The sequence below is a fragment of the Yoonia sp. R78084 genome (assembly GCF_044595625.1).
In the GTDB taxonomy this organism is placed as follows: domain Bacteria; phylum Pseudomonadota; class Alphaproteobacteria; order Rhodobacterales; family Rhodobacteraceae; genus Yoonia.
Genome location: NZ_CP138993.1, coordinates 96426 through 121423 on the forward strand (window position 1 = coordinate 96426; position 24998 = coordinate 121423).

Sequence of the window (24998 nt, forward strand, 5' to 3'; positions counted from 1 at the left end):
TCGCTAACTCCGCGGGGACGATTGCAAGAGGTGCGGCATGGACGATCTGAAACAAAAATACCTTAGCTTGATTGCCGATGCCGCCGATGAGGCCGCCATCGAAGACCTGCGCGTGCAGGCCGTGGGCAAAAAGGGCGAGATCAGTTTGCAGATGCGTGAGCTGGGCAAAATGACGCCCGAGGAACGCCAGACCGCAGGTCCGGCGCTCAATGCGCTAAAGGATGAGATCAATTCCGCACTGGCGGCCAAGAAAATGGCGCTGGCCGATGCCGCCCTTGATGCCCGCCTGCGCGAGGAATGGCTCGACGTGACCCTGCCTGCGCGTCAGGCGCGCCAAGGCACCATCCACCCCATCAGCCAGGTGACCGAAGAGGTGACTGCGATTTTCGCCGATATGGGGTTCCGCGTCGCCGAAGGCCCCCAGATCGAAAGCGACTGGTATAACTTCGACGCCCTCAACATCCCCGGCCACCACCCCGCGCGGGCCGAGATGGACACGTTTTATACCCACCGTGCCGAGGGTGATAACCGCCCGCCGCATGTGCTGCGCACGCACACCAGCCCTGTGCAAATCCGCTCGATGGAGGCCACGGGAGCGCCGACCCGCATCATCTGTCCCGGTCGCGTGTACCGCGCCGATTACGACCAGACCCATACGCCGATGTTCCATCAGGTCGAAGGGCTGGCGATTGACCGCGATATCAGCATGGCAAACCTGAAATGGGTGCTGGAAGAATTCGTGAAGAGCTATTTCGAGGTCGACCACGTCGACATCCGCTTCCGCGCGTCCCACTTCCCCTTCACCGAGCCATCGGCCGAGGTCGATATCCGCTGTTCATGGGAAGGTGGCACGCTGAAAGTGGGCGAGGGCGACGACTGGCTCGAAATTCTGGGCTCCGGTATGGTCCACCCCAAGGTGCTTGAGGCTGGCGGGATTGATCCGTCCGAATGGCAAGGCTTTGCCTTCGGCATGGGCATCGACCGCATCGCAATGCTGAAATACGGCATCCCCGATCTGCGGGCGTTCTTCGACAGCGATCTGCGGTGGCTGCGGCACTACGGGTTCAGTGCGCTCGATGTGCCCACGCTGCATGGTGGGTTGAGTAGGTAGAGTTTGCTCTAAAACTCTAGCACCAAGTCTTTTCCAAACTGCACATCTGTAAAATTGCAGGCCGACTCAATACGTTCTTTCTTCTGAGGAAGGCTGAGATTTGTGTCATACCAATAGCCGTCCACGAGCACCTCCGCATTTTGAATTGCTGCGTCGCTACCCAGTGCTTCCTTGTCCTTGGCAATCATCCGTCGCCCATGGCTCGTCCGATATTCCAAAAGTCTGCCAAGGAATTGATCATCGGCCTCATGGAGCATTAGCAGTACCCCTCTAAATGCTGCCTTTTGAGATGGAAAGCTGATCTCGCTTCCTCGAAACCTAACGCGCCAGTCTCCAGTTGTTCTACCATTTCCCTTTGGCTGATGAGAACCCAGTGTTTCGCCGCCATGCGAATCCTTATTGATAAGGATTCGTCTCAGAATATCGTTCTGTGTCTCGTCAAAAGACAAGCGCGCGCCCTCCAATGCTTTGTATACTTGAAGGTCAATCTCGATCTCTTTCAGGGGAATCATCTCTGCTCTCCAAAATCCTCACTTAATTCCTTATAAGGAATACTAAGGAATAAAGCAAGGAGGAAAGCATCTATGAGTATAACCCCCTCAGTCCGGACACTGCCCTACTGTTCCGCGCCAAATCCCTGTAGGGTGGGTGAAACCCACGCGCACAAAGGCCAACCTCATGACCAACGACACCGAAGACCTCCAAGACACATACCCCGGCGCAGGCACCTTCAAATTTGGCGATAGCGCGGCCTTGTGCCAGCACCTCATCGCCCTTGTCCGCCAAGGTAAGAAGACCGCCACCTGCGGCGCTTTGGCCGATTTCGAAGGCGAGCCTGAGGCGATGCCCGTCGTCGGCCGCTGCGATATCGCGGCGAATTGGGACGGCACGCCCGCATTGGTCATCCGCACCACCAAGGTCGAAGAAATCCGCTATTGCGACGTGACCGAAGAGATGGCCTTGGCCGAGGGCGAGAATGACAGCCTTCTGGGCTGGCGTAAGGATCACAAGGCCTATTTCAAGCGCAACGGCGGGTTTGACCCTGAAATGATGCTGGTCTTTGAACATTTCGAACTGGTCGAGGATCTGGCAGGGCGCGAGCTTTGACCGTGCGCCGGGGCAGGCCCCGGCCTACCATGAACGCGGCACCGTAGGCCGGGGTTTTCCCCGGCGACCACAACGCTATATCAAGTCGATGCAACGGCTCTGGCTCATCATCCTTCTGACCTTCATCATTGGCGGCCACATCGCGATGTGGACCTCGGACATGCCGCGCGATCTGGCATTGCGGCTGACGCTGATCAACGCGGCTGGCTGGGGCGTGATCCTGATCCCTGCATGCTGGTGTCCAAATGGGCTGCGGCACATCAGCGTCGCAGCGATCCGCAGTCCCGGACCTGATCCGGGACCTCACCGCTGCGTATCGCCCCCTTTCCCATTGCGGCGTAATCCGCTAATCCCACCCCAACAGATTTAACCCGCAGGACGGACCCATGAAATTCACGCTTTCCTGGCTGAAACACCACCTTGAAACTGACGCCTCTGTTGCGGACATCGCCTATGCGCTGACCGATCTGGGGCTCGAGGTGGAAGGCATCGAAAATCCCATCGACAAGCTGGCGGATTTCACCATCGGCAAGGTGGTTTCGGCGGAAAAGCACCCCGATGCCGACAAACTTCAGGTTTGTCAGGTCGAAACAGCAGATGGCCCGACCCAGATCATCTGTGGTGCGCCCAACGCACGCGCAGGCATCACCGTCGTGATCGCGAGCCCCGGCACCTATGTCCCCGGCATCGACACGACGATCGGCGTGGGCAAAATCCGCGGGATCGAAAGCTATGGCATGATGTGTTCCGAGCGCGAGATGGAACTCTCCGAAGAACATGACGGCATTATCGAACTGCCCTCGGGTGAGGTGGGACAGAAATTCACCGATTGGCTGGCAGTCAATAGCCCTGACAAAGTCGACCCTGTGATCGAGATTGCGATTACGCCAAACCGCCCTGATGCACTTGGCGTCCGTGGCATCGCCCGCGATCTGGCGGCGCGCGGCATCGGCAAACTGCTTCCCCTATCGGTTGATCCTGTGCCCGCGTCCTTCAAGGCCGATCTTGGCGTGAGTATTGCCGAAGATACATCGGACGGCTGCCCAGTCTTTTGTGGCCGCCTTATCAAAGGCGTCAAGAACGGCCCCAGCCCAGATTGGCTGCAAGCGCAACTGCGCGCCATCGGTCTGCGCCCCATCAGTTTTCTTGTGGATGTGACCAACTGGTTCACCTACGACCTGAACCGCCCGCTGCATGTCTTTGACGCCGACAAGGTGCAGGGCAACCTGCGCGTCCATCGCGCCAAAGGGGGCGAGACGCTGACAGCACTTGATGACAAGGAATACACCCTGCAGGCAGGCCAGATGGTGATTTCCGATGACAACGGCCCCGAAAGCATCGCGGGGATCATGGGCGGGCTCGCGACAGGCTGCACCGAAGACACCGTGAACGTTTTTGTCGAAAGCGCCTATTGGGATCCCGTCCAGATTGCCTACACGGGTCGTGCGCTCAAGATCAACTCGGACGCGCGGTATCGGTTTGAACGTGGTGTTGACCCTGCGTTCACGCCCGAGGGGCTTGAACACGCGGTCCGGATGATCGTCGATCACGCGGGCGGCGAGGCCTCTGCCCTTATTCAGGCAGGTGCCGTCCCCGATACATCGCGCGCCTATAAACTGGACGCCAAGCGCGTGATCTCGCTGGTGGGCATGGATATTTCGGAATCCACCCAGCGCTGCACTTTGACCGATCTTGGTTTTGTTATGGACGGTAATATGGCCCATGTGCCCTCCTGGCGTCCCGATGTGCAGGGCGAGGCGGATCTGGTCGAAGAGGTTGCGCGGATTGCGTCCTTGACGAAACTCAAAGGCAAGCCTTTGCCGCGCATTGACGCGGGCGTACCCAAGCCGATCCTGACAGCCGGTCAGATGCGCCAGCAGGCGGCACGCCGGACCGCGGCAGCGCTGGGGTACAACGAATGTGTGACCTACAGCTTTATTGATGCCGAGGCGGCCAAGCTCTTTGGCGGCGGTGATGACGCGACCATGCTGGAGAACCCGATCAGTTCCGAGATGTCGCACATGCGGCCCGCGTTGCTGCCCGGGCTTTTGCGGGCGGCGGCGCGCAATCAGGCGCGGGGTTTCATGGACATGGCCCTCTTCGAGGTCGGTGCGGGTTTCCACGGCGGCGAGCCGGGTGAACAGCATATGTTGGTCTCGGGTGTCCTGATCGGGCGGACAGGGCCCAAGGATGTGCATGGCACGTCGCGGCCTGTTGATGTCTATGATGCCAAGGCCGATGCCGAGGCGATCCTTGCGGCAATCGGCGCGCCTGCGAAGGTGCAGATCCTGCGCGGTGCGCCCGATTGGTGGCACCCCGGACGGCATGGCAAGATTTGCCTCGGTCCGAAGAAGGTGCTGGGTATCTTTGGCGAACTGCACCCGCGTGTGCTGCGCGAGATGGATATCAAAGGGCCGGCAGTGGCCTTCACCATTTGGCCGGACGAAGTGCCGGTGCCCAAGAACAAGACCGCCACGCGCGCAGCCCTTGTCGCCACGGATTTGCAGGCCGTCGAACGCGACTTTGCCTTTGTCGTTGATGCACGGGTCGAGGCGCTGACGCTGGTCAACGCCGCTGCGGGTGCGGACAAGACCCTGATCACCGATGTGCGCGTGTTTGACGAATTCATTGGCGGGTCGCTGGGTGAGGGCAAGAAATCCTTGGCTGTGACCGTGCGTTTGCAGCCGACCGAAGCGACGTTGAAGGACGCCGATATCGAAGCGGTCAGCGCCAAGATCGTCGAGAAAGTGACGAAAGCCACGGGTGGTGTCCTGCGCGGATAATTCTGCGCCGCGCCAACGGCCTGTAAGAAACGAAACGAAGGAGCCCCAATATGACCCTGAAGATTTATCTATCCGGCGAAATCCACACCGACTGGCGCGAGCAGATCATTACCGGTGCAGCGGGGCTTGATGTGGCGTTTGACGGGCCGGTGACGGACCATGATGCTTCGGATGATTGCGGTGTCGCGATCATGGGCGCGGAAGAGAAAGAGTTCTGGCACGACAACAAAGGTGCCAACCTCAATGCGATCCGCACGCGACACGGGCTTCAGAATGCCGATATCGTGGTGGTGCGCTTTGGCGAGAAATACAAACAGTGGAACGCAGCCTTTGATGCAGGCTATGCGGCGGCCCTTGGCAAGTCGCTGATCGTGATGCACGGGCCGGAACATCAGCATCCGTTGAAGGAAGTCGACGCCGCGGCCCTTGCCGTTGTGGAAGAGCCGCAGCAGGTGGTGGATATCCTCGCCTACGTTTTGAACGGGACATTGCCGGGGTAAGGTGGATTTCAATCCACCTTACGGGCGGGGCGGTATGTTCATCGCCTTCTCCACCGCAGGCCGTTCGAAAAACCGCGCAACATAGGCCGGCACGTTTTTCAGATCGTCATAGCCGACTTCATCTTTGGTGCCGTAAAACCCCAGCGCATTGACCCAAGGTGCAATCGCCATATCCGCGATGGAATAATCGCCCGCGATCCAGTCTTTGCCTGCCAGTTCCTTGTCGAGGACGGCCAACAGGCGGATGGCTTCATCGCGGTAGCGCTCGCGCGGGCGCGGGTCTTCGATCTGTGCGCCTGCGAATTTGTAGAAGAACCCCATCTGGCCAAACATCGGCCCGAGGCCACCCATCTGAAACATCAGCCACTGGGTGATCTTGTGCTTGTCTGCCGTTGTCGCGCCGATGAATTTGCCGGATTTCTCGGCCAGATAGAGTAGGATCGCACCGCTTTCGAACAGTCCAATCGCGCCGTCAGGCCCATTCGGATCAATGATCGCGGGAATTTTGTTGTTCGGGTTCAGCGACAGAAAGGCATCGCTTTTCACGTCTGCGTCGCTGAGTGTGACAAGGTGCGGTTCATAGGCCAGCCCCATTTCCTCAAGTGCGATGGAGACTTTGACACCGTTGGGTGTGGGGAATGAATAAAGCTGGATCACTGAAGGGTCCTTGGCGGGCCAGCGTTGCGTGATCGGAAAATCCGTTAAATCGGCCATGTGTCGTGGTCCTTCTATCTCGATTTGCAATCCACCCAAGCTAGGGGGAAAACCCTTGAACAAAAACCCGTTCCTCTGTTCAAAAATATGGCTAATACTGTGCGCACAGCCGCAGAAGGGAAAAATCCGCGCGCTGAAAAACAAGAAATGGGGACAAAGAATGCTTAATGAATTCAAGACGTTTATTGCCAAAGGGAATGTCATGGACATGGCCGTTGGTATCATTATCGGTGCCGCATTTACGGCCATCGTCACATCGCTTGTTGGCGATTTGATCAACCCTATCATCGGCCTTGTGTCCGGTGGCGTTGATTTCACGAACAATTACGCCGTACTTGCTGGCGAGGTACCTGCAGGTGCATCACTGGATGCTGCACGTGAGGCTGGTGCGTCGATCTTTGCTTATGGTGCTTTCATCATGGCGGTCATCAATTTTCTGATTATTGCCTTTGTTGTCTTCATGCTGGTGAAAATGGTCAACAAGGTCAAAGACGCTGCGATGAAAGAGGAAGAGGCTGCACCGGAAGCCCCGAAGGGTCCAACTGCCGAAGAGCTTCTGGCAGAAATCCGCGATGCGCTGAAAGCGAACGCCTGATCCTGTCCGCTGTATGAATAGAGGGCCCGCTTTTTCCAAGCGGGCCCTTTTCTTATGTTTACGCCTTGAGCGCCAATGACGGCGACAAGACGTCGATCCCCAAGGCTTTTCCGACGGCATAGTAGGTCAGGTTGCCTGCATGGACGTTCAGACCGTTCAGCAGATGTGGGTCATCTTCGCAGGCCTGCCGCCAGCCTTTGTCGGCCAGCGCGAGCATGAACGGCATAGTGGCATTCCCAAGTGCGATCGTGGAGGTGCGCGCCACAGCACCCGGCATGTTGGCTACGCAGTAGTGCATGATCCCGTCGACATCATAGACAGGGTCCTCGTGGGTTGTAGCCTTGGACGTCTCGAAACAACCGCCTTGGTCAATCGCCACGTCAACAAGTGCCGCACCCGGTTTCAGCTCGGACAGTTGCGCGCGTGAGATCAGCTTGGGTGCCGCCGCACCCGGGATCAGGACCGCGCCGATTATCATGTCGGCCTGACGTGCCAGCTCAATCGTGTTGCCCGCATTGGCGTAGCCGTTCTTGAAAACGCCGCCGAACGTATCATCCAGATAGCGCAGACGCGGCAGGGACCGGTCCAGCACGGTGACATCAGCGCCCATGCCCGCTGCGATGCGCGCCGCATGGGTGCCGACAACACCGCCGCCGATGACCAGCACGCGGGCAGGGCCAACACCCGGTACGCCGCCCATAAGAACACCGCGCCCGCCATTGGCCTTTTGCAGCGTCCATGCGCCAACTTGCGGTGCCAGACGCCCTGCGACCTCTGACATGGGCGCCAAGAGCGGCAGCCCGCCGCGATCGTCGGTCACTGTTTCGTAGGCAATGCAGGTTGCACCGGACTCCATCAGGTCTTTGGTTTGTTCAGGGTCCGGCGCAAGGTGCAGATAAGTAAACAAAATCTGACCTTCGCGGAGCATTTTGCGTTCTTTGGGTTGTGGTTCTTTCACTTTTACAACCATATCGGCTTTTTCGAACACTTCTGCTGCGGTGCCAACAATTGCTGCCCCGGCATCAATGTAGTCGGCATCGGTAAACCCCGCGCCATTGCCAGCGCCGGACTGGATTGTGACGGTGTGGCCGTGGTTGACGGCTTCAAAGGCCGCGTTCGGTGTCAAGCCGACGCGAAATTCCTGTGGTTTGATCTCTGTTGGGCATCCAATATGCATGACCGGTTCCTCCTGTGTCTGGTGGAAGTATCACGCCGCTTCGGTGCAATTTCATCGGAGTGTCCTTGGATGTTCTGGGTATTTGCGGTAGGACTGTGTGCAAAAGCATCATTTATTCGAAGGATCGTGCGTAGAATGGAACTGGATAGTATTGATCGCCGAATCCTCGAGGTTTTGCAGAAGAAAGGCCGCATCTCGAACGCCGAATTGTCGGAGAAGGCGAATCTGTCTGCCTCGGCCTGTCACCGGCGTGTGCAGCGACTTGAAAAGGACGGCTATATCCGGGATTACGTCGCACTGCTTGACCCCCGCAAAGTGGGGCGTCCGACGACGGTGTTTGTGGAAATCACGCTCAGCGGGCAGGCCGATGAGGTGCTTGATGCGTTTGAACGTGCTGTGGCCCGCGTGCCGGATGTACTTGAGTGTCACTTGATGGCGGGCACAGCGGATTATCTGCTGAAGGTCGTCGCGGGCGATACCGAGGACTTCGCCCGCATCCACCGACGTTATCTGGCGACACTGCCAGGGGTGGCGCAAATGCAATCGTCTTTTGCGTTGCGCACCGTCCGCCAGACAACTGCAATGCCGGTTTAGGGGTCGATCCGCTCGTTCTCTTCCGGTGCAATCCCGTAGGGTTTTGCCAGGTTCCAGACGTGGGCGGGCACCATATTCTTGATCTTGGCGGGTTCTTCGCGGCGCAGATGCAGGACGGTTTCGGCGGCCTTCATTTCAAGCCGCGCACGGGCAAATTCCAGACCGCGCGGCCCGACCCTTGGCATCACCCATGCCATGATCCCGCGCAGCCAGTTGGGCATCCGCCGCAACGGCAGGCCCCCTGCCGCAAGGCGCGTGTTTTCAACGAACCCTTTGACCGAGCTTTGGCGCTGACCGCGTGATCCCGGTGCGGCAAGCGACACTTCATCGCCGAGGGCGTCCAAAATCTCTTTGCCGCGCTGGTTGCGCACGATCAGCCATTGTTCCCCTTCGCCTGCCATATAGCCCACAGTGATATCGGCCAGCCGGTTGGTATAATCAACGCAGGTGCGGCAGGTGGTGGGGAAGAAATCAGGCGGCAGGTCCGAAAGCGGAAGTTTGAGAAACGGGATCAGCCGTTTGCTGCCATCAGTGAACCGTAACTCGACATGATAGTCGGCGCGGAATTCCAGATAGGTCACGGTGTCGGGCGCGTCGGTCAGCCGTGCAAGAAAACTGTGAAAGTTCTCGGTCGTGGTGTTGTCCGAGCAGGGGGTGCCGATCACATAAATGCGTTCGAACCCAAGGTCTGCCTCGATCGCGCGCAGGGCGTAGATCTGGCAGGGAATGCCGATAACCGCGATTTTTTGGTGGCCAGCCGCCAAGGCAGGTTCAAGCAAGGCCAAGAGTGGGGCATAGCCCATCCGCATGCCGCGTGCGTGCCTCATTTCCGCGGGGTCGGTGATGATTGCGGGACGTGGACGCCATTTGTCCTCTGTATCTGGCACCATCGTCAGCACGGCATCCACCGCGCCAGTTTCCAGCAGGCGCTCGGCAAATCGTGTGGTCAGGCCGGTCCATTGCGCGCCTTCACGGGGGGGGCTCAGCGCGGCGCGATACATCGCGCGCGACACCCCGAAGAAACGCTCGTCGCCAACTTCGTTGGCGGTGCGGCCGTGAATATAGGCCTCGTGCCTCGGATAGTCCGGTTTGATGAACTGGCAGGCTTTGCCGCAGGCGCTTGGGTCGGCCATCCGTGACACACCGCAATCGGTGCAAAGGCCACGGGGTGCGGGATCGGAGAACTGGGGTGTTTGGAACGTCGTCATGCGCGCACTGTAGGGGTGCAAATCCGCGTGTCTAGTTTGATTTACAAGCTTCGCCCCGACCGTTGCAGAGGTACTTCTTTGCCCGCCCCCTTTCCCTTGGCCCCCCCACGCGTTAAAGGGGCGCATCTGTAACAAGGAGCCAGCCAAATGGGCTATCGAATCGCCGTTGTCGGTGCCACAGGTAACGTGGGCCGCGAAATGCTGAACATCCTCGCCGAACGGGCCTTTCCCGTGGACGAGATTGCCGTACTTGCCAGCCGTAAATCGCTGGGCACTGAAGTCAGCTTTGGCGATAAAACCCTGAAAACCAAAGACCTTGATACGTTTGATTTCACCGGCTGGGACATGGCGCTTTTTGCTGTCGGCTCCGAGGCCACAAAGATTTACGCACCCAAAGCGGCCAAAGCCGGTTGTGTGGTCATCGATAACTCGTCGCTTTACCGCTATGACGCCGATGTGCCGCTGATCGTGCCCGAGGTGAACCCGCAGGCCGTGCACGGCTACTCCAAGAAAAACATCATCGCGAACCCGAACTGTTCGACAGCGCAGATGGTTGTCGCGCTCAAGCCGCTGCATGACCGCGCAACGATCAAGCGCGTTGTCGTTAGCACGTATCAGTCTGTGTCGGGTGCCGGCAAAGGCGGCATTGATGAGCTGTGGGACCAGACCAAATCGATCTATAACCCCACCGACAGCAAGCCGCCCAAGCAGTTCACCAAGCAGATCGCGTTTAACGTGATCCCGCATATTGATGTTTTCATGGATAGTGGTGAAACCAAAGAAGAGTGGAAAATGGTCGCCGAGACCAAAAAGATCGTTGACCCCAAGATTAAGGTCACGGCCACCTGTGTGCGCGTTCCTGTGTTCGTTGGCCACTCCGAAGCGATCAACATCGAATTCGAAGAGTTTCTGGACGAGGACGAGGCCCGCGACATCCTGCGTGAAAGCCCTGGTGTCATGGTGATCGATAAGCGCGAAGACGGCGGCTATGTGACGCCCATCGAATGTGTTGGTGACTTTGCCACTTTCATCAGCCGCATCCGTCAGGATAGCACGATTGATAATGGTCTGAACATGTGGTGCGTGTCCGACAACCTGCGCAAGGGTGCGGCGTTGAACGCGGTGCAGATCGCGGAACTCTTGGGGCGCGAGTGCCTGAAAAAGGGCTAACAGTTCACAGATGTTTTTGGAAAGGGCGTCCTGCGGGGCGCCCTTTTTCGTGCCGGCGCAGATTTTTTGCAGTCTTCGCCAAGGATCCTGTCCTGCGATCCGTCAAAGCCTGTATTATGACGCATAATATCTGCAGGAGATTTTCCATGTTGCGCCTTTTTCTGACGACAAGCCTGATTGCACTGGCCGCCCCATCATTCGCCGACACTTTCACTGCCGAGGCGCGGGTCGATACTGTCACGATCTATCCGGGGCTTGCGACTGTCACGCGGCAGATCAGCCTTGAACTGCCTGCGGGCCAGCACGAAATTGTTGTGCCGGGTATGCCAGAGGGCCTGTCGACCGCAGGGCTGCGTTTGGCAGCCTCTGACGGGGCACAGTTGGGGGCGGTGAACCTCGCCTTTGATCGCTTGCCGGTGACACCGGACCAAAGCGCGCCTGCAATTGTTGCCGCGCGTGATGAGGTGGAGCGGCTGGAAGGTGTCTTGCGGGAGCGTAACGCTGCGATTGCGCAAATCCGCCTGCGGGTGCAGGCCGCCGACGAACAGGTTTTATTTTTGCAAAGCCTGTCACAGGCCAGCGCGGGCGAAGCGATGAATGCAGCCGATATTCAGGACCTCGCACAGATGGTCGGTGCTGAGACTTTGGCCGTGCGTGAAGCCGCTTTTGGCGCCGAGCAAGAGGCGCTGGCGGCGGAACTGGCGCGCAAAGAGGATGAGGAGGCGCTACGCGATGCGCAGCAGGCACTGGCGGCGCTGATGGAGCCGGAACAAGCGGGAGCTGTCCTGACCTTTACCTTGGCGGTAGCCGAGGCCGGCGAGGTGACGGTCGATGTCAGCTCGGTCGAGGGGTTTGCCAATTGGTCACCCGTCTATGACATGCGCCTGACCACTGGCGCGGAGGCGGCTTTGGCGGTCGAGCGTTCTGTCGTGATCAGCCAGCAAACCGGGCAGGACTGGAATGATGTGCAGTTGATTCTTTCGACGGCGCGCCCTGGCGAGCAGACCGGACCAAGTGGTGTCTGGGCACCTCTGCGGCGGATCATATCAGAGGATGATCTGGGCCGTGAGAACGGCGTCATGATGATGGCCGATAGCGTACAATCCCTGTCGCGTTCGGGTGCAGTGGCCGAGGCCGCGGCGGCGCCGATGCCCGTGACAGCCAAGGCGGATTTCAGCGGCGCGACCGTCACTTACATTTATCCGGGCCGGGTTGATATCCGCAACGGCGTCGAGGATCTGCGCCTGCCACTGGACACGCTGAATTTCGCCGCTGACGTCTGGGCCGAAGCGGTGCCCAGCCGTGACCAGATCGCCTATCGTATGGCGGAATTTACCAATGATACCGGCGAGGTCATGTTGCCCGGTCAGGCGCTCCTTTATGCGGACGGTACGATGATCGGGTTCGGCCAGTTGCCTTTGCTTGCGGCAGGGGCGGATACGGAAATGGGGTTCGGGCCGCTGGATGGTTTGCGCTTGACCCGTGCTGTGCCGAATAAATCCGAAGGCGATGTCGGGGTCTTTACCAGCGCAAACCAGCTGACCGAACAGGCGGTGATGACGGTGGAAAACCTAACAGGTCAGGCGTGGGACGTGAAACTGCGCGACGCGATCCCCTATTCCGAGCAGGATGATCTGGAGGTGGAGTTCAGCGCAAGCCCCGCCGTCACGCGACGTGATCCTGATGGGCTGCGCGGTATCTTGGAATGGGACCTCGCGCTTGCAGCAGGTGCCAAGCAAGAGGTGACGCTGGACTATACGCTGACATGGCCGAGCGGGTATGTGCTGCGGTAGAAAGCATCAAAGGCAAATCGGAGGAAAAGGAAGCAGAATGTGCAGAGCTAGAAGCATCGCCCTCGCGTTATTGGGGAAACCAGATGAATAGGTCCTCCGACCGCGCCCTTTTGCCCGATTATCTTCGGCTGATTGCGTTGTTTGGCATTGTAGTTGTCAACGTTCAGTACATGGCCTTTTCAGTGTTTCAGAGCCTCACCCATCCCCAAGTACAGTCGCTTGGGGATGAGATCACCCTGTTTCTGGTCCATGGGCTTGCGCTTTTGAAAACTTATGGCCTGTTTTCGTTTATGTTTGGTGTCGGGCTGGGGTTCTTGATGCGCGCATCCGACAAGCGGGGGCTGGCCTTTGGCAAAGTCTATCGCAATCGGATGATTGGCTTGCTGGTTCTGGGATTTGCGCACGGATGCCTGTTTTTTCCGGGTGATATTCTGGTCATTTATGCTGTCACCGGGTCGGTCCTCTATCTTTTTCGTGATTGGCCTGTGGCGCGTCTGGTCCGCGTCGGTGCTGTATTGCTGATTTTGCAGGCGATCATCATTCCCGTTCTGGCATTGATGCCCGAAGATACCCCCGCAGAGTTTGTGGCGTTCGAGATGATGGCTCTGAGAGACGGTGGATTTCTAGACGCCGCTATTTTCCGAAGTATCGGATTTGCATTTACTTTGCCTGTTTTCCTGTTGTTTCAGGGCATCTCTGCTTTGGGGTGGTTCTGTCTTGGGCTGGCGGCTGTGAAGTCCGGGATGGTTGATAATGCAGGACATCCATTGTGGCGACGTGCGCGCCGGGTGTGTTTGTTGCCCGGCGTAGCGCTCAGTCTGATAGGGGCCGCGATTTGGCAATGGGGTGCCGCAGTGCCGGGTGTAGCGCTGACTCTGAGCATCGCACCAGTGGCGACCCTTGGGTATGTGGGGTTGATCGCGGCGATTGCCCGCCCACCTGGGCCTTTGATGGCGCGCGTCTTGCGCGCGGGTGGTTCAAGCCTGACGATCTATCTGGGCCAGTCGATCATTCTAACGACAATTTTCGCCGGATATGGATTTGGACTCTGGAACGCGGTTGACCGACTGAGCGCGACGTTGATCGCTCTGGCGGTGACGGCGGCACTGATCGCTGTGGTTTCCATCTGGCGGTTGTGGTTCCGGCAGGGACCATTCGAGTTATTGTTGCGCCGGATAACCTACGCGGGGACAGCTCAGCAAGCGATGTGATATCCCGAATAAAAAGGGCCCCGCTAGGGGCCCTTAATCGTCTACATATTCGGATAATTCGGCCCGTCACCACCTTGTGGCACCGTCCATGTGATGTTCTGGCTCGGGTCCTTGATATCGCAGGTTTTGCAGTGCACGCAGTTCTGGAAGTTGATCTGGAACTTGGTGTCCGCCCCTTCGCCGACGAATTCATAGACACCGGCCGGACAATAGCGCGCCGAGGGACCGGCGTATTTGGCGAGGTTCACTTTCACCGGCACGTCCGGGTCAGTCAGGTGCAGGTGTGCAGGCTGGCTTTCCTCGTGGTTGGTAAAGCTGAACGATACGTTCGTCAGACGGTCAAACGACAGCGTGCCATCGGGTTTGGGGTAGGTGATCTCTTTGTGCTTGCTGGCGGGTTCGGTCGCTTCGGCGTCGGATTTGCCGTGAGACAGCGTGCCAAGGAAACCGTTGCCGAAAGTGTTCATCCACATGTCCATCCCGCCGATGGTCAATGACCCCAGCAGGCCATATTTGGACCAGAGCGGTTTCACGTTGCGCACTTTCTTGAGGTCTTTGCCAATCTCACCTTTGCGCACGGCGGCGTCGTAACCTTCCAGCAGATCGCCGCTGCGCCCTGCCTTTATTGCGTCCATGGCGGCCTCGGCTGCAGCGATGCCGGACAGCATGGCGTTGTGGTTGCCCTTGATGCGCGGGACGTTGACCATGCCAGCCGCACAGCCCAAGAGCGCGCCACCTGGGAATTCAAGCTGCGGGATGGACTGGAAGCCACCCTCGGAAATGGCGCGCGCACCGTAGGCCACGCGCTTACCGCCTTTCAGGAGTTCGGCCACCTGCGGGTGGTGCTTGAACCGCTGGAATTCCATGTAAGGGAACAGATGCGGGTTCTTGTAGTTCAGGTGAACCACGAAACCCACGTAAACCTGATTGTTCTCAAGGTGGTAAATAAACGATCCGCCACCCGCATTCCCGTTCAAAGGCCAGCCCATGGTGTGGGTCACGGTGCCTTCGCTGTGCTTTTCTGGGTCGATCTCCCAGATTTCCTTCATGCCAAGGCCGTATTTCTGGACATCGGATTTTGCATCAAGGTCGTATTTTGCGATCACCTGTTTCGACAGCGATCCGCGTACGCCTTCGCCAAGGAACACGTATTTCCCGTGCAGTTCCATGCCGGGTTCATAGGACGGTCCGGGGGTGCCATCGGCGTTCTTGCCGAATTCACCCGCGACCACGCCTTTGACTTCGCCGTTCTCGCCATAAACCAGTTCCGAGCAGGACATGCCGGGGAAAATCTCGACACCCATTTCCTCGGCCTGTTCGGCCATCCAGCGGCAGACATTGCCCATAGAGACGATGTAGTTGCCGTGGTTGCTCATGAACGGTGGCATCAGGATGTTGGGGATGCGCAGCTGTCCGGCCTCGCCCAGCATATAAAAGTTGTCTTCCTTGACGGGCACGTTCAGCGGCGCGCCTTTTTCTTTCCAATCGGGGATCAGCTTGTTCAGGCCAACCGGATCAAGCACCGCGCCCGACAGGATATGCGCGCCTACTTCCGACCCTTTTTCCAGCACAACTACGCTCAGTTCAGCATCAAGTTGCTTGAGCCGGATTGCCGCAGAGAGACCGGCAGGGCCTGCACCCACGATCACGACATCATATTCCATTGCTTCGCGTTCAATCTCGGCCATCGGCAAATCCTTCAAAATACGGGGCGCTTGCCCCCTTTTATTCAGTCGTAGCAAGGGTTACCTGATGACGGATTAAGGGGCAATCAAGACACGACGTCAAAATTGGCGCACGCGACATCTAATCGCGGCTAAGCCTTGACTTGGCCTCTGCCTAATAGACTATGAACGCTGGACGAATGATTTTCCCCCGGGAGGGGAGTAACGATGGATAAGATACCTTTGACCCGCGCTGGCTTTGACAAGCTGGATGCCGAACTCAAGCACCTGAAATCCGTGGAACGCCCTGCGATTATCCGTGCGATCTCGGAGGCGCGTGAGCACGGCGATTTGTCCGAGAACGCGGAATATCACTCGGCCAAGGAAAAGCAGTCCTTTATCGAAGGGCGCGTGAAAGAGCTTGAAGGCGTGATTTCGCTGGCGGATGTGATTGATCCTGCCAAACTGTCCGGCACGGTCAAATTCGGTGCGACCGTGACGCTGATTGACGAGGACACTGATGAGGAAAAGACCTATCAGATCGTGGGCGAGTATGAGGCCGACATTGAAAGCGGGAAGCTGAATATGAAGTCGCCATTGTCACGGGCCTTGATCGGCAAGGACGAAGGTGACAGCGTTGAGGTCCGCACGCCCGGTGGTGTGCGCAGCTATGAGATCTTGTCGATCGCCTTCAAATAGGAAGTGCGCAAAAAATGGCGCAGAAATCCAACACTGATCGTGCCGGTTTGGACGCAGGTCCTGGCCAGGTCGAGCCTTTGGCAATTGCGGCGTCAGTCGCATGGGTCATTGTTGCGACCTTTCTGTTCTGGCTGACGTGGCCAGACCCGGCACCAGCTGACGGGTTTGCCACGGCGTGGTTCGTTCTTGTTGCGCTCGCGATTATCCTGCCTGCGGCGTTGATCTGGGTGGCGGTCGCCTCGGCGCGGGCTGTGCGCAACCTGCGCCACGAGTTGTTTCAGACACAGACCAGCATCGACCGGCTGTCAGATATGCTGGCCAGCAAAACCGCAGCGAAAGAGCCCGCCGCCCCCCGATCTGTCGTGCCCAAAGCCCCCCCGCCGCCGGAACCTGCGCCCGCGCCGCCAACTCCGCTGCTTCCTGAAGCTCCGCAAGACGCGCCTGTGTCGCAGTTTGCCTCGCGCCGCGAAGTGTCCCGTCTGATTGTACCGCGTGCCGCGCCGCAGATGCCCGCTGATCAACCGGCTTTGGCGTTTGATACTCCGTCTGAAGAGGCCCGCCCGCCGATCGCGCGCCCTGATCTGGTCAAGGCGCTGCATTTTCCGAATGATGAAAACGATACGGACGGTTTTGCGGCCCTGCGCCGCGCGCTACGTGACCGTGATGCGCGCAAACTGGTGCAGGCCAGTCAGGACGTGCTGACGCTTTTGTCGCAGGAAGGCATCTATATGGATGATCTGCGCCCCGCACCTGTCAGCGCAGATCTTTGGCGCCGGTTTGCCAATGGTGAGCGGGGAAGGCCGGTTGAGCAGTTGGGCGGGATCCGTGATCAGGCCTATCTGTCCTTGATTAGCAGACGGACCCGCGAAGACGCCATTTTCCGCGACGCAGTGCATCATTTTCTGCGCTGCTATGATCAGTTCCTTGTCACCTTCGCGGAAGACGCCACCGATACTGATTTACTGGCCCTTGCCGAAACCCGCACCTCGCGCGCCTTCATGCTGCTGGCCCGCACCACAGGGACGTTTGATTAACCCGCATGTGGGATATTTTTCTTCAGACCTTGCCTTTCTTTATGCTCATCGCGCTGGGCTATGGATCGGGGCTGACCAAGTTCTTCACACCCGAGGCCACGGCCTATCTGACCAAGTTCGTTTTCTATTTTGCGCTCTCGGCGATGCTCTTTCGCTTTTCGGCCAACCTGTCCTTGGCAGAGATCCTTGATTGGCAATTCGTTCTGGCCTACCTGAGCGCCACAACGGTAGTCTATCTGCTGGCTGTCGCTGTTGCGCGCAGACGCGGTCTGCCGATGACCGAGGCGGCGGTTGAGGGCCAATGTGCCGTGATCGGCAATGTCGGATTCTTGGGCATCCCGATGTTGGTGCTGCTTTTGGGCGAGGGCGCTGTCGGCCCCGTCATGATGGTGCTGGCGGTTGATCTGATCGTCTTTGGCAGTCTGATCGTTATCCTGATCACCGGCTCGCGCGACGGGCGGATGTCGCCGCGTGTCTTGTGGACAGTCACGGTTGGATTAATCAAGAACCCGATGATCGTCTCGATCTCGTTGGGTCTGTTGGTGTCGGCCAACAATATTCCGGTGCCTGTGCCGGTAAACGAGTTTCTGACCTTGCTTGGGGCCGCCGCAACACCCGGTGCGCTTTTTGCGATTGGCGCGTCCCTGGCCACCAAATCAGCCGAGCGCGTGGCCGTTGCAGGCTGGCTATCATTCTGCAAACTGATCCTGCATCCGGCGGCGGTGGCATGCGCTGCGCTGATGCTTTTTGATGTCGATCCCTATACTGCGGGCGTTATGATTGCCGCGGCTGCGCTGCCTGTCGCGGGCAACGTCTATATTTTGGCGCAGCACTATGGCGTCGCCCCCACACGCGTGTCCGCCGCGATTCTGATCTCGACGGCGGCAAGCGTTGTGACGGTGTCCTTGGTCATTGCATGGGTGACAAGCTTCTGAACCTGCGCTAGCCCTTGGACAAACGAAAGGGAAGCACATGGAAACGATCTCGGAAAACCGCGCCTTTGGTGGCACGCAAGGTGTTTACAAGCACGCATCGGCGGCCTGCTCTTGTGATATGACCTTTGCGGTCTTTCTGCCTGCCGAGGCTGCCGATGGTCCTGTGCCGGTGCTGTGGTTCCTGTCGGGTCTGACCTGCACCCATGAAAACGCCATGACCAAGGCGGGCGCGCAGGCCTGGGCCGCCGAGCAGGGGATTGCTCTGGTCTATCCCGATACATCGCCGCGCGGTGACGATGTGCCCAACGATGAAGCCTATGATCTGGGTCAAGGGGCGGGCTTTTATGTGAACGCGACCGAGGCCCCTTGGGATAAGCATTTCCAGATGTGGACCTATGTGAGTGAGGAATTGCCAGCCTTGTTGGCCGAGAAATTCCCGCTGGATATGTCGCGCCAGTCGATCACCGGCCACTCCATGGGCGGGCATGGTGCGCTGACGCTCGCGATGTCTTTGCCGGGGCGGTTCCGGTCCGTGTCGGCCTTTGCGCCGATCTGCCATCCGACCGCCAGCGACTGGGGCCGTAAACAGTTTGCAGCCTACTTCAGGGATGTCGCCGCAGGTGCCGCACATGACGCGACGCTGTTGATGCAGAAAGCTGGCTTTGACGGGCCATTCCTGATTGATACCGGCACCGATGACCAGTTCGGTGATCTCTTGGGAACCGAGCATTTCGCCCAAGCCATGGCGGCCAAGCGCCAAGAAGGGCAGATCAGGCTGCAGAAGGGCTACGACCACTCTTACTTCTTCATCTCGACCTTCATGGAGGATCACGTCGCCTTCCATGCCGAGGCGCTTTATTCGTGATAGTCGCAACGCAGGTGCGCAAATGATTTACGTCGATGCCGATGCCTCCCCCGTGAAGGCCGAGGTCGAACGTGTCGGTACGCGGCATAAGCTCAAGATGTTTGTTGTTTCGAACGGGGGTATCCGGCCATCGGCCAACCCATTCGTTGAAACGGTAGTCGTGCCTGACGGCCCCGATGTCGCCGATATGTGGATCGCGGATCGTGCGACCAAGGGCGATGTGGTGATTACGGGCGATATTCCTCTGGCGGCGCGCTGTATCGAGAACGGTGCGTTGGTTCTGAAACACAATGGCGAAGCACTGACACAGGCCAATATCGGCAACGTGCTGGCAACCCGCGATTTGATGGCCGATATGCGCGCGGCTGATCCGTTTCGCCAGGGCGGTGGCAAACCTTTCAGCAAGGCGGACCGCGCGCGGTTTCTGGACGGGCTGGAACGGGCTGTACGCGCGGCGGCAAAGCTGTGACGCAGATGTCAGGGGCCAAGCTTGGCGCAATTTGTGCGACGGTGTCGGTGCTGTTCTTCTCGATCAATGACGTGGCCATCAAGTTTCTCAGTGGCGGTTATGCGCTCCATCAGGTGGTGCTGATCCGCTCGGTGATCGGGTTGTTCATCATCATGGCGGTGATTGCACCCTTCACTTCGGGCTGGGCGATCGCGCGCACCAAGCGGTTGAAAATGCACATCCTGCGCGGCCTTTGCGTGGTCTTTGCCAATATGACGTTCTTCCTTGGGCTGGCGGCCATGCCACTGGCGGATGCAGTTGCGATCTTCTTTGTCAGCCCTTTGGTCATCACCCTGTTCTCAGTGGTCTTTTTGGGCGAAGTGGTCGGCCCGCGGCGCTGGGCCGCCATTGCTGTGGGGTTAATCGGTGTGCTGGTGATGATGCGCCCCGGTACGGCAGCGTTTCAAATTGCCTCGCTTTTGCCGCTGGCGGCGGCGGTATGCTATGCGGGGCTCCATATCCTGACCCGCCGGATCGGGGGTACCGAGAGTGCGGCCACGATGGCGTTCTATATTCAGGTCGTCTTTCTCTTTGTCGGGGTATCCTTTGGTCTGATCGCAGGCGACGGGCGTTTTGGCGATCAAAGTGACCTTTCGTTGGCCTTTTTGTTCCGCGCATGGAGCTGGCCTGCTGTTGCGGACTATCCGATTTTTCTGCTGATCGGTGCGGGAACTGCGGTTGCCGGGTATCTGATCTCTCAGGCCTACCGCGTCGCCGAGGCGTCTTATGTGGCCCCGTTTGAATACCTTGCGCTGCCCATGGCCGTGGTCTGGGGGATCGTGGTATTTGACGAATTTCCTGACCTTTGGGATTTTGTGGGGATGGGTTTAATCCTTGGCGCGGGGCTTTTCATGGTCTGGCGCGAGGCGCGGGCCAAACCGGTTGCTTTACAGCGTCCCTTGCGGCGTTAGGCTGGCGTGAATTGCAAGAAGGAGTCGCTCAATGGCAGGCGTTCAGGCGGTTGTTTTTGATATTGGAAACGTGCTGATCGAATGGCAGCCCGAGCGGTTTTTCGACAGTATAATTGGCGAAGAACGGCGCCATGCGATGTTTGCCGCGATTGATCTGCACGGGATCAATGATGAGGTGGACCGTGGCGGCAATTTTCACGCCACGATTACGGCGGCGGCCAAGGCCAACCCCGAATGGCATGACGAAGTGATGATGTGGCATGATCGCTGGATCGATATGGCGGCCCCTGCGATTGATCATTCGGTCCGCCTTTTGCGGGCTTTGCGGGCGGCGGATGTACCTGTTTTTGCGCTGACGAATTTCGGCATCCAGACCTTCGAGATTGCGGAACCTGTCTATCCCTTTCTGGGTGAATTCGACCGCCGCTACATCTCGGGCCATATGGGTGTGATCAAACCCGATGCGGAGATTTATGCGCAGGTCGAGGCGGATTGTGGTGTGCCGCCCGATGGCCTGCTGTTCACCGACGACCGGATCGACAATATCAACGCGGCTGCGTCACGCGGGTGGCAGACGCATCTATTCGAACACCCCCAAGGCTGGGCTGACCGATTGGTTGCCGAAGGTGTCTTAAGTGAGGAGGCTGCGCAATGACCGTGATGATCCCTTTCGCGGAAGGTCAGAAGAAACTGGATTGGCTGGCGCTGACCGATGCGTTGGCTGCGGGTCACGATGGGCCGAAGGCGGACGTGGCAGATGTGTTTCTTTATGAGGGCGAAAATACGCTGTTGAACCGTTCGGCGTGGATTGCGGGCCTCGGTCTGGCCGTCAAATGCGCCACGATCTTTCCGGGCAACAAAGCCGCAGGCAAACCTGCGATTGGCGGGGCTGTAAATCTCTTCTCCGGTCAGGATGGTGCGCTTGAGGCAATTCTCGATTTTGCACTGGTGACCAAGTGGAAAACCGCAGGCGACAGCCTTTTGGCGGCGCGGCGGCTGGCACGACCGGACAGCCGGAATATCCTGATCGTGGGTGCGGGCACTGTGGGGCATTCGCTTTATGAAGCCTATGGCGCGGCCTTCCCCGATGCGGCGTTTACAATCTGGAACCGCTCCCCCGAGGGTGCCAAGGCCTTTCAGGCGCAGCATCCGGATGTGGCGATTGCCGATGATCTGGAGCAGGTGGTGCGCGGTGCCGACGTGATTACGTCGGCCACGATGTCGACCGATCCGGTGATCAAAGGGGCGTGGCTGCAACCCGGCCAGCATATAGACCTGATTGGCGCCTACCGTCCCGATATGCGCGAGGTGGACGATGCGGCGCTGCAAAAGGCGCGGGTCTTTGTCGATAGTCGCGAAACGACAATCGGGCATATCGGCGAGTTGAAAATCCCGATCGCCTCTGGTGCATTTCACGCGGCAGATGTGGTCGCTGACTATTATCAGCTTGCGCAATTCAAGCGCCACAATGACGACGAGATTACCCTGTTTAAGAATGGCGGTGGCGCGCATCTGGATCTGATGACGAGCCGATACATACTGGAAGCCTGGTCGGCAGAGGGTTAAGAGCCCCCTGAAGGTCTTGGAAAGGGACAGCTGTCGTGTTTTGGGTGCTTATTGTTCTGGTCGTCGCGTTAGGTGCCTATGTCGCCGCGCAACCGTTTCTGGTTGAACGCCGCCGTCCCGTGATCGGTGACGCAGAACGACAAGGTGCGCGCGGTGAGTTTGTCACGCTGTCGCAAGGTGTGACCCATTTCCGTTGGGCAGGGTCTGCGCGCGGTCCGGTTGCCGTTGTCGTCCATGGCATCTCAACGCCGATGATTGCGATGGAGGGGGTGGCTGAGGGCTTGGGCCGTTTGGGGTATCGTGTTTTGATGTATGACCTTTACGGGCGTGGTTTGTCGGATGCCCCTGCTGGCAAACAGGACCGTGCGTTTTTTGTGCGGCAGTTGGCCGATCTTTGCGCCGATCAGGGCATCACAGAAGAAATCACGATTGCGGGTTTTTCCATGGGTGGGGCCATTGCGACAGCATTTGCCAGTGAATACCCCCATAGCGTGAAGCAGGTGATCCTGATCGCGAGTTCGGGTATTGCCACCAACGAAAGCCGTTTTTCGCGGTTTTGTCGGCGGGTCCCGCTGCTGGGCGATTGGGTGCATGCCGCCTTTGGTCATGAGCGCATGCGCAAAGCGATCCCTGCACGGGGCGAAACACCCGATATCGAGCAGGTTTTGAGCGCGCAACGCAAGGAGTTGAAGCGGCGCGGCTATCTGCCTGCGCAGCTGTTGTCGCGGCGTGGAATGCTTAATGAGAATCAGGAAGACGACCACCGCAAGCTGCACCGTCAGGGCATTTCTGTTGCGGCAATCTGGGCGCGGGAAGATCCGGTGATCTCGATCCGCGCTGTGGGTCTATTGGGATTATGGAACAGGGATGCACGGCAAGAGGTTGTGGAGGGGGCTGATCATGCGCTGCCTTACACGCACAAGGCCGAACTGGCAGCCGCTTTGCGCGCTACGCTGCGGGATTGACAGATTCCTGGCGTCAGGCGGTTTGTGTTTCGCATTGCTGAACTGTCTGATGCGCCACACTCAAAACTGGCGTAGGGTCTGAAATGCGTTATCTGGACCGTCCATGAGACCCTTTTTTCAAACATCGTCGCTGGTGCTTTTGGTGCTGCTGACACTGCCCTTTGCATTCTACGCGACTGATTTCGCGCAAGGAGGCTTAAGGGATGCCCTGCCAGAGCCGCACTACCTACAATCCGACATTGCTGTCGCGAATGTCTCGGTTTTCCTCCACATGGCTAAGGGGGCGGCAATCACCGCATTGGTCCCTTTCCAACTGAGCCCCGCAATCCGGCGGCGGTGGCCTGCGTTGCACCGCTGGTCAGGGCGGTTGATTATCGTAGCCGGCGTCGCAACCGCGGTGGGCGGGCTGGTCTATATTGTGCTGCGCGGCACAATTGGCGGAACATCGATGGATATCGGGTTTTCGCTTTACGGGGTGTTGTTGCTGGGGGCTGCGCTGCAAACGATCCGGCATGCGCGGGCGGGGCACTTCGCTGAACATAACAAATGGGCTTTGCGGTTCTTCTGGTTGGCTTTGGGGGCCTGGTTCTACCGTGTGCACTACGGCCTTTGGTATCTGGCGACCGATGGGCTCTGGTCGAATCCGCAGTTCACGGGCGGCTTTGATCTGGTGCAGAATTTCGCGTTCTTTTTGCCATATCTTATCGGTGTCGAGAACTACTTGCGGCGCAGGCGCTAGGTTGGGCGCAGCGCATTTGCACCGATATTCTGCACCCTCGCCCATATGACACGCTTTTCATCGGCAGGGCTGCGCGCTATCCAAACGCGATGACAGTACAAGAGGCATATCACGCGGCGGTTGCCGCAGGCAGGCTCCATGCGGATGATGCCCAGATCGGGGTTCTGCCCGAGCTGGAACGCGTGCGTGCCGCCGTTGATACGCCGGTGAAACGTGGTCTCTTCCGCAAAGCGCCACCGCCTGTTCCTGGCCTTTACATGTGGGGTGGGGTCGGGCGTGGCAAGTCGATGCTGATGGACCTGCTTTATGATCTGGTCACGGTTCCGAAACAGCGCTGCCATTTCCATGCATTCATGCAATGGGTCCACAGCGAGATGACGGCGGCGCGCAAGACCGGCGTGGATGATGCACTGGCCCCGGTGGCCACCAAGCTGGCGGATGAGGTGCGCTTTCTGGCGTTCGACGAGATGCAGATTTCCGACATCACCGATGCGATGCTTGTGGGGCGCCTCTTTGAAGCACTGTTTGCGCGCGGTGTGGTCATTGTCACCACATCGAACCGCCCACCGGATGATCTCTACAAGGACGGATTGAACCGGCAGCTATTCACGCCATTCATCGCCTTGCTGAAAGAGCGGATGGTTGTGCATGAATTGGCCAGCCCGACGGATTACCGTCAGGACCGGTTGGCGGGCAGCCCGAGCTATTTCACACCCAATGACGCGGCCGCGCACCAAGCCATCGCCAAGATCTGGGATCACCTGAGCAACGGGGTGTCGGAAACGCTGGTGCTGCATGTCAAAGGGCGCGAAGTCACCTTGCCACAGTTTCACAACGGGGTCGCGCGCGCGAAATTTTTTGATTTGTGTGGCCGGCCCTTGGGCGCGGGGGATTATCTGGCGCTGGCTGATGCAGTGCGGGTGCTGATCCTCGAGGACATCCCGATCCTGTCGCGCCATAACTTCAACGAAGCCAAGCGTTTCGTCACATTGATCGACGCACTCTACGAGGCGAAGGTGCAGCTGATTTGTTCAGCCGCAGCCGTGCCTGAAATGCTCTATGTTGAAGGCACTGGCACATTCGAGTTCGAACGTACCGCCAGTCGTTTGCGCGAGATGCAGTCGGCGGATTGGGCGGGGTAGGGCGTCA

At 58.5% G+C, this 24998-nt stretch carries 26 protein-coding genes; 21 read left to right on the forward strand and 5 right to left on the reverse strand.

From position 1 onward, the window contains the following. Nucleotides 1-37 precede the first annotated feature (37 nt). Entirely contained in the window at nt 38-1111 is a 1074-nt protein-coding gene (gene pheS / locus SJY29_RS00530; RefSeq protein ID WP_400085547.1) for a phenylalanine--tRNA ligase subunit alpha, read from the forward strand. 8 nt (nt 1112-1119) lie between these two features. On the opposite strand, the gene SJY29_RS00535 is transcribed toward pheS, so the two are convergent. Further along, nucleotides 1120-1623, reverse strand: a complete 504-nt coding sequence (locus SJY29_RS00535) for a hypothetical protein (protein ID WP_400085550.1) — start codon at nt 1621-1623, stop codon at nt 1120-1122. Between the two features lie 166 nt (nt 1624-1789). Here SJY29_RS00535 and SJY29_RS00540 point away from each other — a divergent pair, with 166 nt between their 5' ends. The 4 genes from SJY29_RS00540 (at nt 1790) to SJY29_RS00555 (ending at nt 5501) form a co-directional block, all read left to right on the forward strand. Further along, entirely contained in the window at nt 1790-2218 is a 429-nt protein-coding gene (locus SJY29_RS00540; RefSeq protein WP_400085553.1) for an ASCH domain-containing protein, read from the forward strand. 88 nt (nt 2219-2306) lie between these two features. Next, nucleotides 2307-2588 carry a hypothetical protein gene (locus SJY29_RS00545; RefSeq protein ID WP_400085556.1) on the forward strand — a complete coding sequence of 94 codons (282 nt, stop codon included), beginning with the start codon at nt 2307-2309 and terminating at the stop codon, nt 2586-2588. Nucleotides 2589-2604: 16 nt separating this feature from the next. Then, entirely contained in the window at nt 2605-5001 is a 2397-nt protein-coding gene (gene pheT, locus SJY29_RS00550) for a phenylalanine--tRNA ligase subunit beta (protein WP_400085558.1), read from the forward strand. Between the two features lie 50 nt (nt 5002-5051). Next, complete coding sequence (locus SJY29_RS00555; protein ID WP_400085561.1) at nt 5052-5501, forward strand: YtoQ family protein; 450 nt, start codon at nt 5052-5054, stop codon at nt 5499-5501. An 18-nt stretch (nt 5502-5519) separates the two neighbouring features. On the opposite strand, the gene SJY29_RS00560 is transcribed toward SJY29_RS00555, so the two are convergent. Continuing rightward, nucleotides 5520-6215 carry a glutathione S-transferase family protein gene (locus SJY29_RS00560; protein WP_400085564.1) on the reverse strand — a complete coding sequence of 232 codons (696 nt, stop codon included), beginning with the start codon at nt 6213-6215 and terminating at the stop codon, nt 5520-5522. 160 nt (nt 6216-6375) lie between these two features. Between SJY29_RS00560 and mscL the strand changes: the two genes are divergently transcribed. Next, nucleotides 6376-6810 carry a large conductance mechanosensitive channel protein MscL gene (mscL, locus tag SJY29_RS00565; RefSeq protein ID WP_400085566.1) on the forward strand — a complete coding sequence of 145 codons (435 nt, stop codon included), beginning with the start codon at nt 6376-6378 and terminating at the stop codon, nt 6808-6810. Nucleotides 6811-6868: 58 nt separating this feature from the next. Here mscL and ald read toward each other — a convergent pair whose 3' ends face one another. Next, nucleotides 6869-7987: an alanine dehydrogenase gene (gene ald / locus SJY29_RS00570; protein ID WP_400085569.1), complete on the reverse strand. Its 1119-nt coding sequence runs from the start codon at nt 7985-7987 to the stop codon at nt 6869-6871. A gap of 135 nt (nt 7988-8122) precedes the next feature. On the opposite strand from ald, the gene SJY29_RS00575 reads away from it, so the two are divergent. Continuing rightward, nucleotides 8123-8581, forward strand: a complete 459-nt coding sequence (locus SJY29_RS00575) for an Lrp/AsnC family transcriptional regulator (protein WP_110279576.1) — start codon at nt 8123-8125, stop codon at nt 8579-8581. Here SJY29_RS00575 and SJY29_RS00580 read toward each other — a convergent pair. After that, nucleotides 8578-9789 carry a Coenzyme F420 hydrogenase/dehydrogenase, beta subunit C-terminal domain gene (locus tag SJY29_RS00580; RefSeq protein ID WP_400085573.1) on the reverse strand — a complete coding sequence of 404 codons (1212 nt, stop codon included), beginning with the start codon at nt 9787-9789 and terminating at the stop codon, nt 8578-8580. The genes SJY29_RS00575 and SJY29_RS00580 overlap by 4 nt on opposite strands. 147 nt (nt 9790-9936) lie before the next feature. Here SJY29_RS00580 and SJY29_RS00585 point away from each other — a divergent pair, with 147 nt between their 5' ends. The 3 genes from SJY29_RS00585 (at nt 9937) to SJY29_RS00595 (ending at nt 13963) form a co-directional block, all read left to right on the forward strand. Beyond that, a complete protein-coding gene (locus SJY29_RS00585) occupies nt 9937-10959 on the forward strand; it encodes an aspartate-semialdehyde dehydrogenase (RefSeq protein WP_400085576.1) in 1023 nt (340 codons plus the stop codon). A 146-nt stretch (nt 10960-11105) separates the two neighbouring features. Beyond that, entirely contained in the window at nt 11106-12752 is a 1647-nt protein-coding gene (locus SJY29_RS00590; protein ID WP_400085579.1) for a mucoidy inhibitor MuiA family protein, read from the forward strand. Nucleotides 12753-12835: 83 nt separating this feature from the next. Further along, complete coding sequence (locus tag SJY29_RS00595; RefSeq protein ID WP_400085581.1) at nt 12836-13963, forward strand: DUF418 domain-containing protein; 1128 nt, start codon at nt 12836-12838, stop codon at nt 13961-13963. 41 nt (nt 13964-14004) lie between these two features. Here SJY29_RS00595 and SJY29_RS00600 read toward each other — a convergent pair whose 3' ends face one another. Then, nucleotides 14005-15651, reverse strand: a complete 1647-nt coding sequence (locus SJY29_RS00600) for an electron transfer flavoprotein-ubiquinone oxidoreductase (RefSeq protein WP_400085584.1) — start codon at nt 15649-15651, stop codon at nt 14005-14007. Nucleotides 15652-15855: 204 nt separating this feature from the next. On the opposite strand from SJY29_RS00600, the gene greA reads away from it, so the two are divergent. From greA to zapE, 11 genes are all read left to right on the forward strand, one after another. Continuing rightward, nucleotides 15856-16326: a transcription elongation factor GreA gene (gene greA, locus SJY29_RS00605; RefSeq protein ID WP_400085588.1), complete on the forward strand. Its 471-nt coding sequence runs from the start codon at nt 15856-15858 to the stop codon at nt 16324-16326. A gap of 14 nt (nt 16327-16340) precedes the next feature. Further along, nucleotides 16341-17360, forward strand: a complete 1020-nt coding sequence (locus SJY29_RS00610; RefSeq protein ID WP_400085591.1) for a hypothetical protein — start codon at nt 16341-16343, stop codon at nt 17358-17360. A 5-nt stretch (nt 17361-17365) separates the two neighbouring features. Continuing rightward, entirely contained in the window at nt 17366-18295 is a 930-nt protein-coding gene (locus tag SJY29_RS00615) for an AEC family transporter (protein ID WP_400085594.1), read from the forward strand. 37 nt (nt 18296-18332) lie between these two features. Further along, a complete protein-coding gene (fghA, locus tag SJY29_RS00620) occupies nt 18333-19160 on the forward strand; it encodes an S-formylglutathione hydrolase (RefSeq protein ID WP_400085597.1) in 828 nt (275 codons plus the stop codon). 22 nt (nt 19161-19182) lie between these two features. Continuing rightward, nucleotides 19183-19629, forward strand: coding sequence for a YaiI/YqxD family protein (locus SJY29_RS00625; protein ID WP_400085600.1), 447 nt, complete (start codon nt 19183-19185; stop codon nt 19627-19629). Between the two features lie 5 nt (nt 19630-19634). After that, nucleotides 19635-20579 carry a DMT family transporter gene (locus SJY29_RS00630; protein WP_400088797.1) on the forward strand — a complete coding sequence of 315 codons (945 nt, stop codon included), beginning with the start codon at nt 19635-19637 and terminating at the stop codon, nt 20577-20579. Nucleotides 20580-20610: 31 nt separating this feature from the next. Continuing rightward, nucleotides 20611-21234, forward strand: a complete 624-nt coding sequence (locus SJY29_RS00635) for an HAD family hydrolase (protein ID WP_400085603.1) — start codon at nt 20611-20613, stop codon at nt 21232-21234. Then, nucleotides 21231-22145 (forward strand): ornithine cyclodeaminase family protein, encoded by a 915-nt coding sequence (locus SJY29_RS00640; protein ID WP_400085606.1) that lies wholly within the window; start codon nt 21231-21233, stop codon nt 22143-22145. Before SJY29_RS00635 ends, SJY29_RS00640 begins: the two co-directional genes overlap by 4 nt. 35 nt (nt 22146-22180) lie before the next feature. Beyond that, nucleotides 22181-23110: an alpha/beta fold hydrolase gene (locus SJY29_RS00645; RefSeq protein ID WP_400085609.1), complete on the forward strand. Its 930-nt coding sequence runs from the start codon at nt 22181-22183 to the stop codon at nt 23108-23110. A 103-nt stretch (nt 23111-23213) separates the two neighbouring features. After that, nucleotides 23214-23849, forward strand: coding sequence for a DUF2306 domain-containing protein (locus SJY29_RS00650; protein ID WP_400085612.1), 636 nt, complete (start codon nt 23214-23216; stop codon nt 23847-23849). 89 nt (nt 23850-23938) lie between these two features. Beyond that, on the forward strand, nt 23939-24991 hold the full coding sequence (gene zapE / locus SJY29_RS00655; protein WP_400085615.1) for a cell division protein ZapE: 1053 nt from the start codon (nt 23939-23941) through the stop codon (nt 24989-24991). The last annotated feature ends 7 nt before the right edge of the window (nt 24992-24998 follow it).

Bases quoted from the DNA above. Each gene is read 5' to 3' on its own strand.
- SJY29_RS00545 (WP_400085556.1), top strand. From the start codon at position 2,307: ATGCAACGGCTCTGGCTCATCATCCTTCTGACCTTCATCATTGGCGGC.
- SJY29_RS00635 (WP_400085603.1), top strand. From the start codon at position 20,611: ATGGCAGGCGTTCAGGCGGTTGTTTTTGATATTGGAAACGTGCTGATC.
- fghA (WP_400085597.1), top strand. From the start codon at position 18,333: ATGGAAACGATCTCGGAAAACCGCGCCTTTGGTGGCACGCAAGGTGTT.
- mscL (WP_400085566.1), top strand. From the start codon at position 6,376: ATGCTTAATGAATTCAAGACGTTTATTGCCAAAGGGAATGTCATGGAC.
- pheS (WP_400085547.1), top strand. From the start codon at position 38: ATGGACGATCTGAAACAAAAATACCTTAGCTTGATTGCCGATGCCGCC.
- SJY29_RS00650 (WP_400085612.1), top strand. From the start codon at position 23,214: ATGAGACCCTTTTTTCAAACATCGTCGCTGGTGCTTTTGGTGCTGCTG.
- ald (WP_400085569.1), bottom strand. From the start codon at position 7,987: ATGCATATTGGATGCCCAACAGAGATCAAACCACAGGAATTTCGCGTC.
- greA (WP_400085588.1), top strand. From the start codon at position 15,856: ATGGATAAGATACCTTTGACCCGCGCTGGCTTTGACAAGCTGGATGCC.
- SJY29_RS00640 (WP_400085606.1), top strand. From the start codon at position 21,231: ATGACCGTGATGATCCCTTTCGCGGAAGGTCAGAAGAAACTGGATTGG.
- SJY29_RS00555 (WP_400085561.1), top strand. From the start codon at position 5,052: ATGACCCTGAAGATTTATCTATCCGGCGAAATCCACACCGACTGGCGC.
- SJY29_RS00610 (WP_400085591.1), top strand. From the start codon at position 16,341: ATGGCGCAGAAATCCAACACTGATCGTGCCGGTTTGGACGCAGGTCCT.
- SJY29_RS00590 (WP_400085579.1), top strand. From the start codon at position 11,106: ATGTTGCGCCTTTTTCTGACGACAAGCCTGATTGCACTGGCCGCCCCA.
- SJY29_RS00625 (WP_400085600.1), top strand. From the start codon at position 19,183: ATGATTTACGTCGATGCCGATGCCTCCCCCGTGAAGGCCGAGGTCGAA.
- SJY29_RS00580 (WP_400085573.1), bottom strand. From the start codon at position 9,789: ATGACGACGTTCCAAACACCCCAGTTCTCCGATCCCGCACCCCGTGGC.
- SJY29_RS00595 (WP_400085581.1), top strand. From the start codon at position 12,836: ATGAATAGGTCCTCCGACCGCGCCCTTTTGCCCGATTATCTTCGGCTG.
- SJY29_RS00600 (WP_400085584.1), bottom strand. From the start codon at position 15,651: ATGGCCGAGATTGAACGCGAAGCAATGGAATATGATGTCGTGATCGTG.
- SJY29_RS00560 (WP_400085564.1), bottom strand. From the start codon at position 6,215: ATGGCCGATTTAACGGATTTTCCGATCACGCAACGCTGGCCCGCCAAG.
- pheT (WP_400085558.1), top strand. From the start codon at position 2,605: ATGAAATTCACGCTTTCCTGGCTGAAACACCACCTTGAAACTGACGCC.
- SJY29_RS00585 (WP_400085576.1), top strand. From the start codon at position 9,937: ATGGGCTATCGAATCGCCGTTGTCGGTGCCACAGGTAACGTGGGCCGC.
- SJY29_RS00575 (WP_110279576.1), top strand. From the start codon at position 8,123: ATGGAACTGGATAGTATTGATCGCCGAATCCTCGAGGTTTTGCAGAAG.
- zapE (WP_400085615.1), top strand. From the start codon at position 23,939: ATGACAGTACAAGAGGCATATCACGCGGCGGTTGCCGCAGGCAGGCTC.
- SJY29_RS00540 (WP_400085553.1), top strand. From the start codon at position 1,790: ATGACCAACGACACCGAAGACCTCCAAGACACATACCCCGGCGCAGGC.
- SJY29_RS00535 (WP_400085550.1), bottom strand. From the start codon at position 1,623: ATGATTCCCCTGAAAGAGATCGAGATTGACCTTCAAGTATACAAAGCA.
- SJY29_RS00630 (WP_400088797.1), top strand. From the start codon at position 19,635: ATGTCAGGGGCCAAGCTTGGCGCAATTTGTGCGACGGTGTCGGTGCTG.
- SJY29_RS00615 (WP_400085594.1), top strand. From the start codon at position 17,366: ATGTGGGATATTTTTCTTCAGACCTTGCCTTTCTTTATGCTCATCGCG.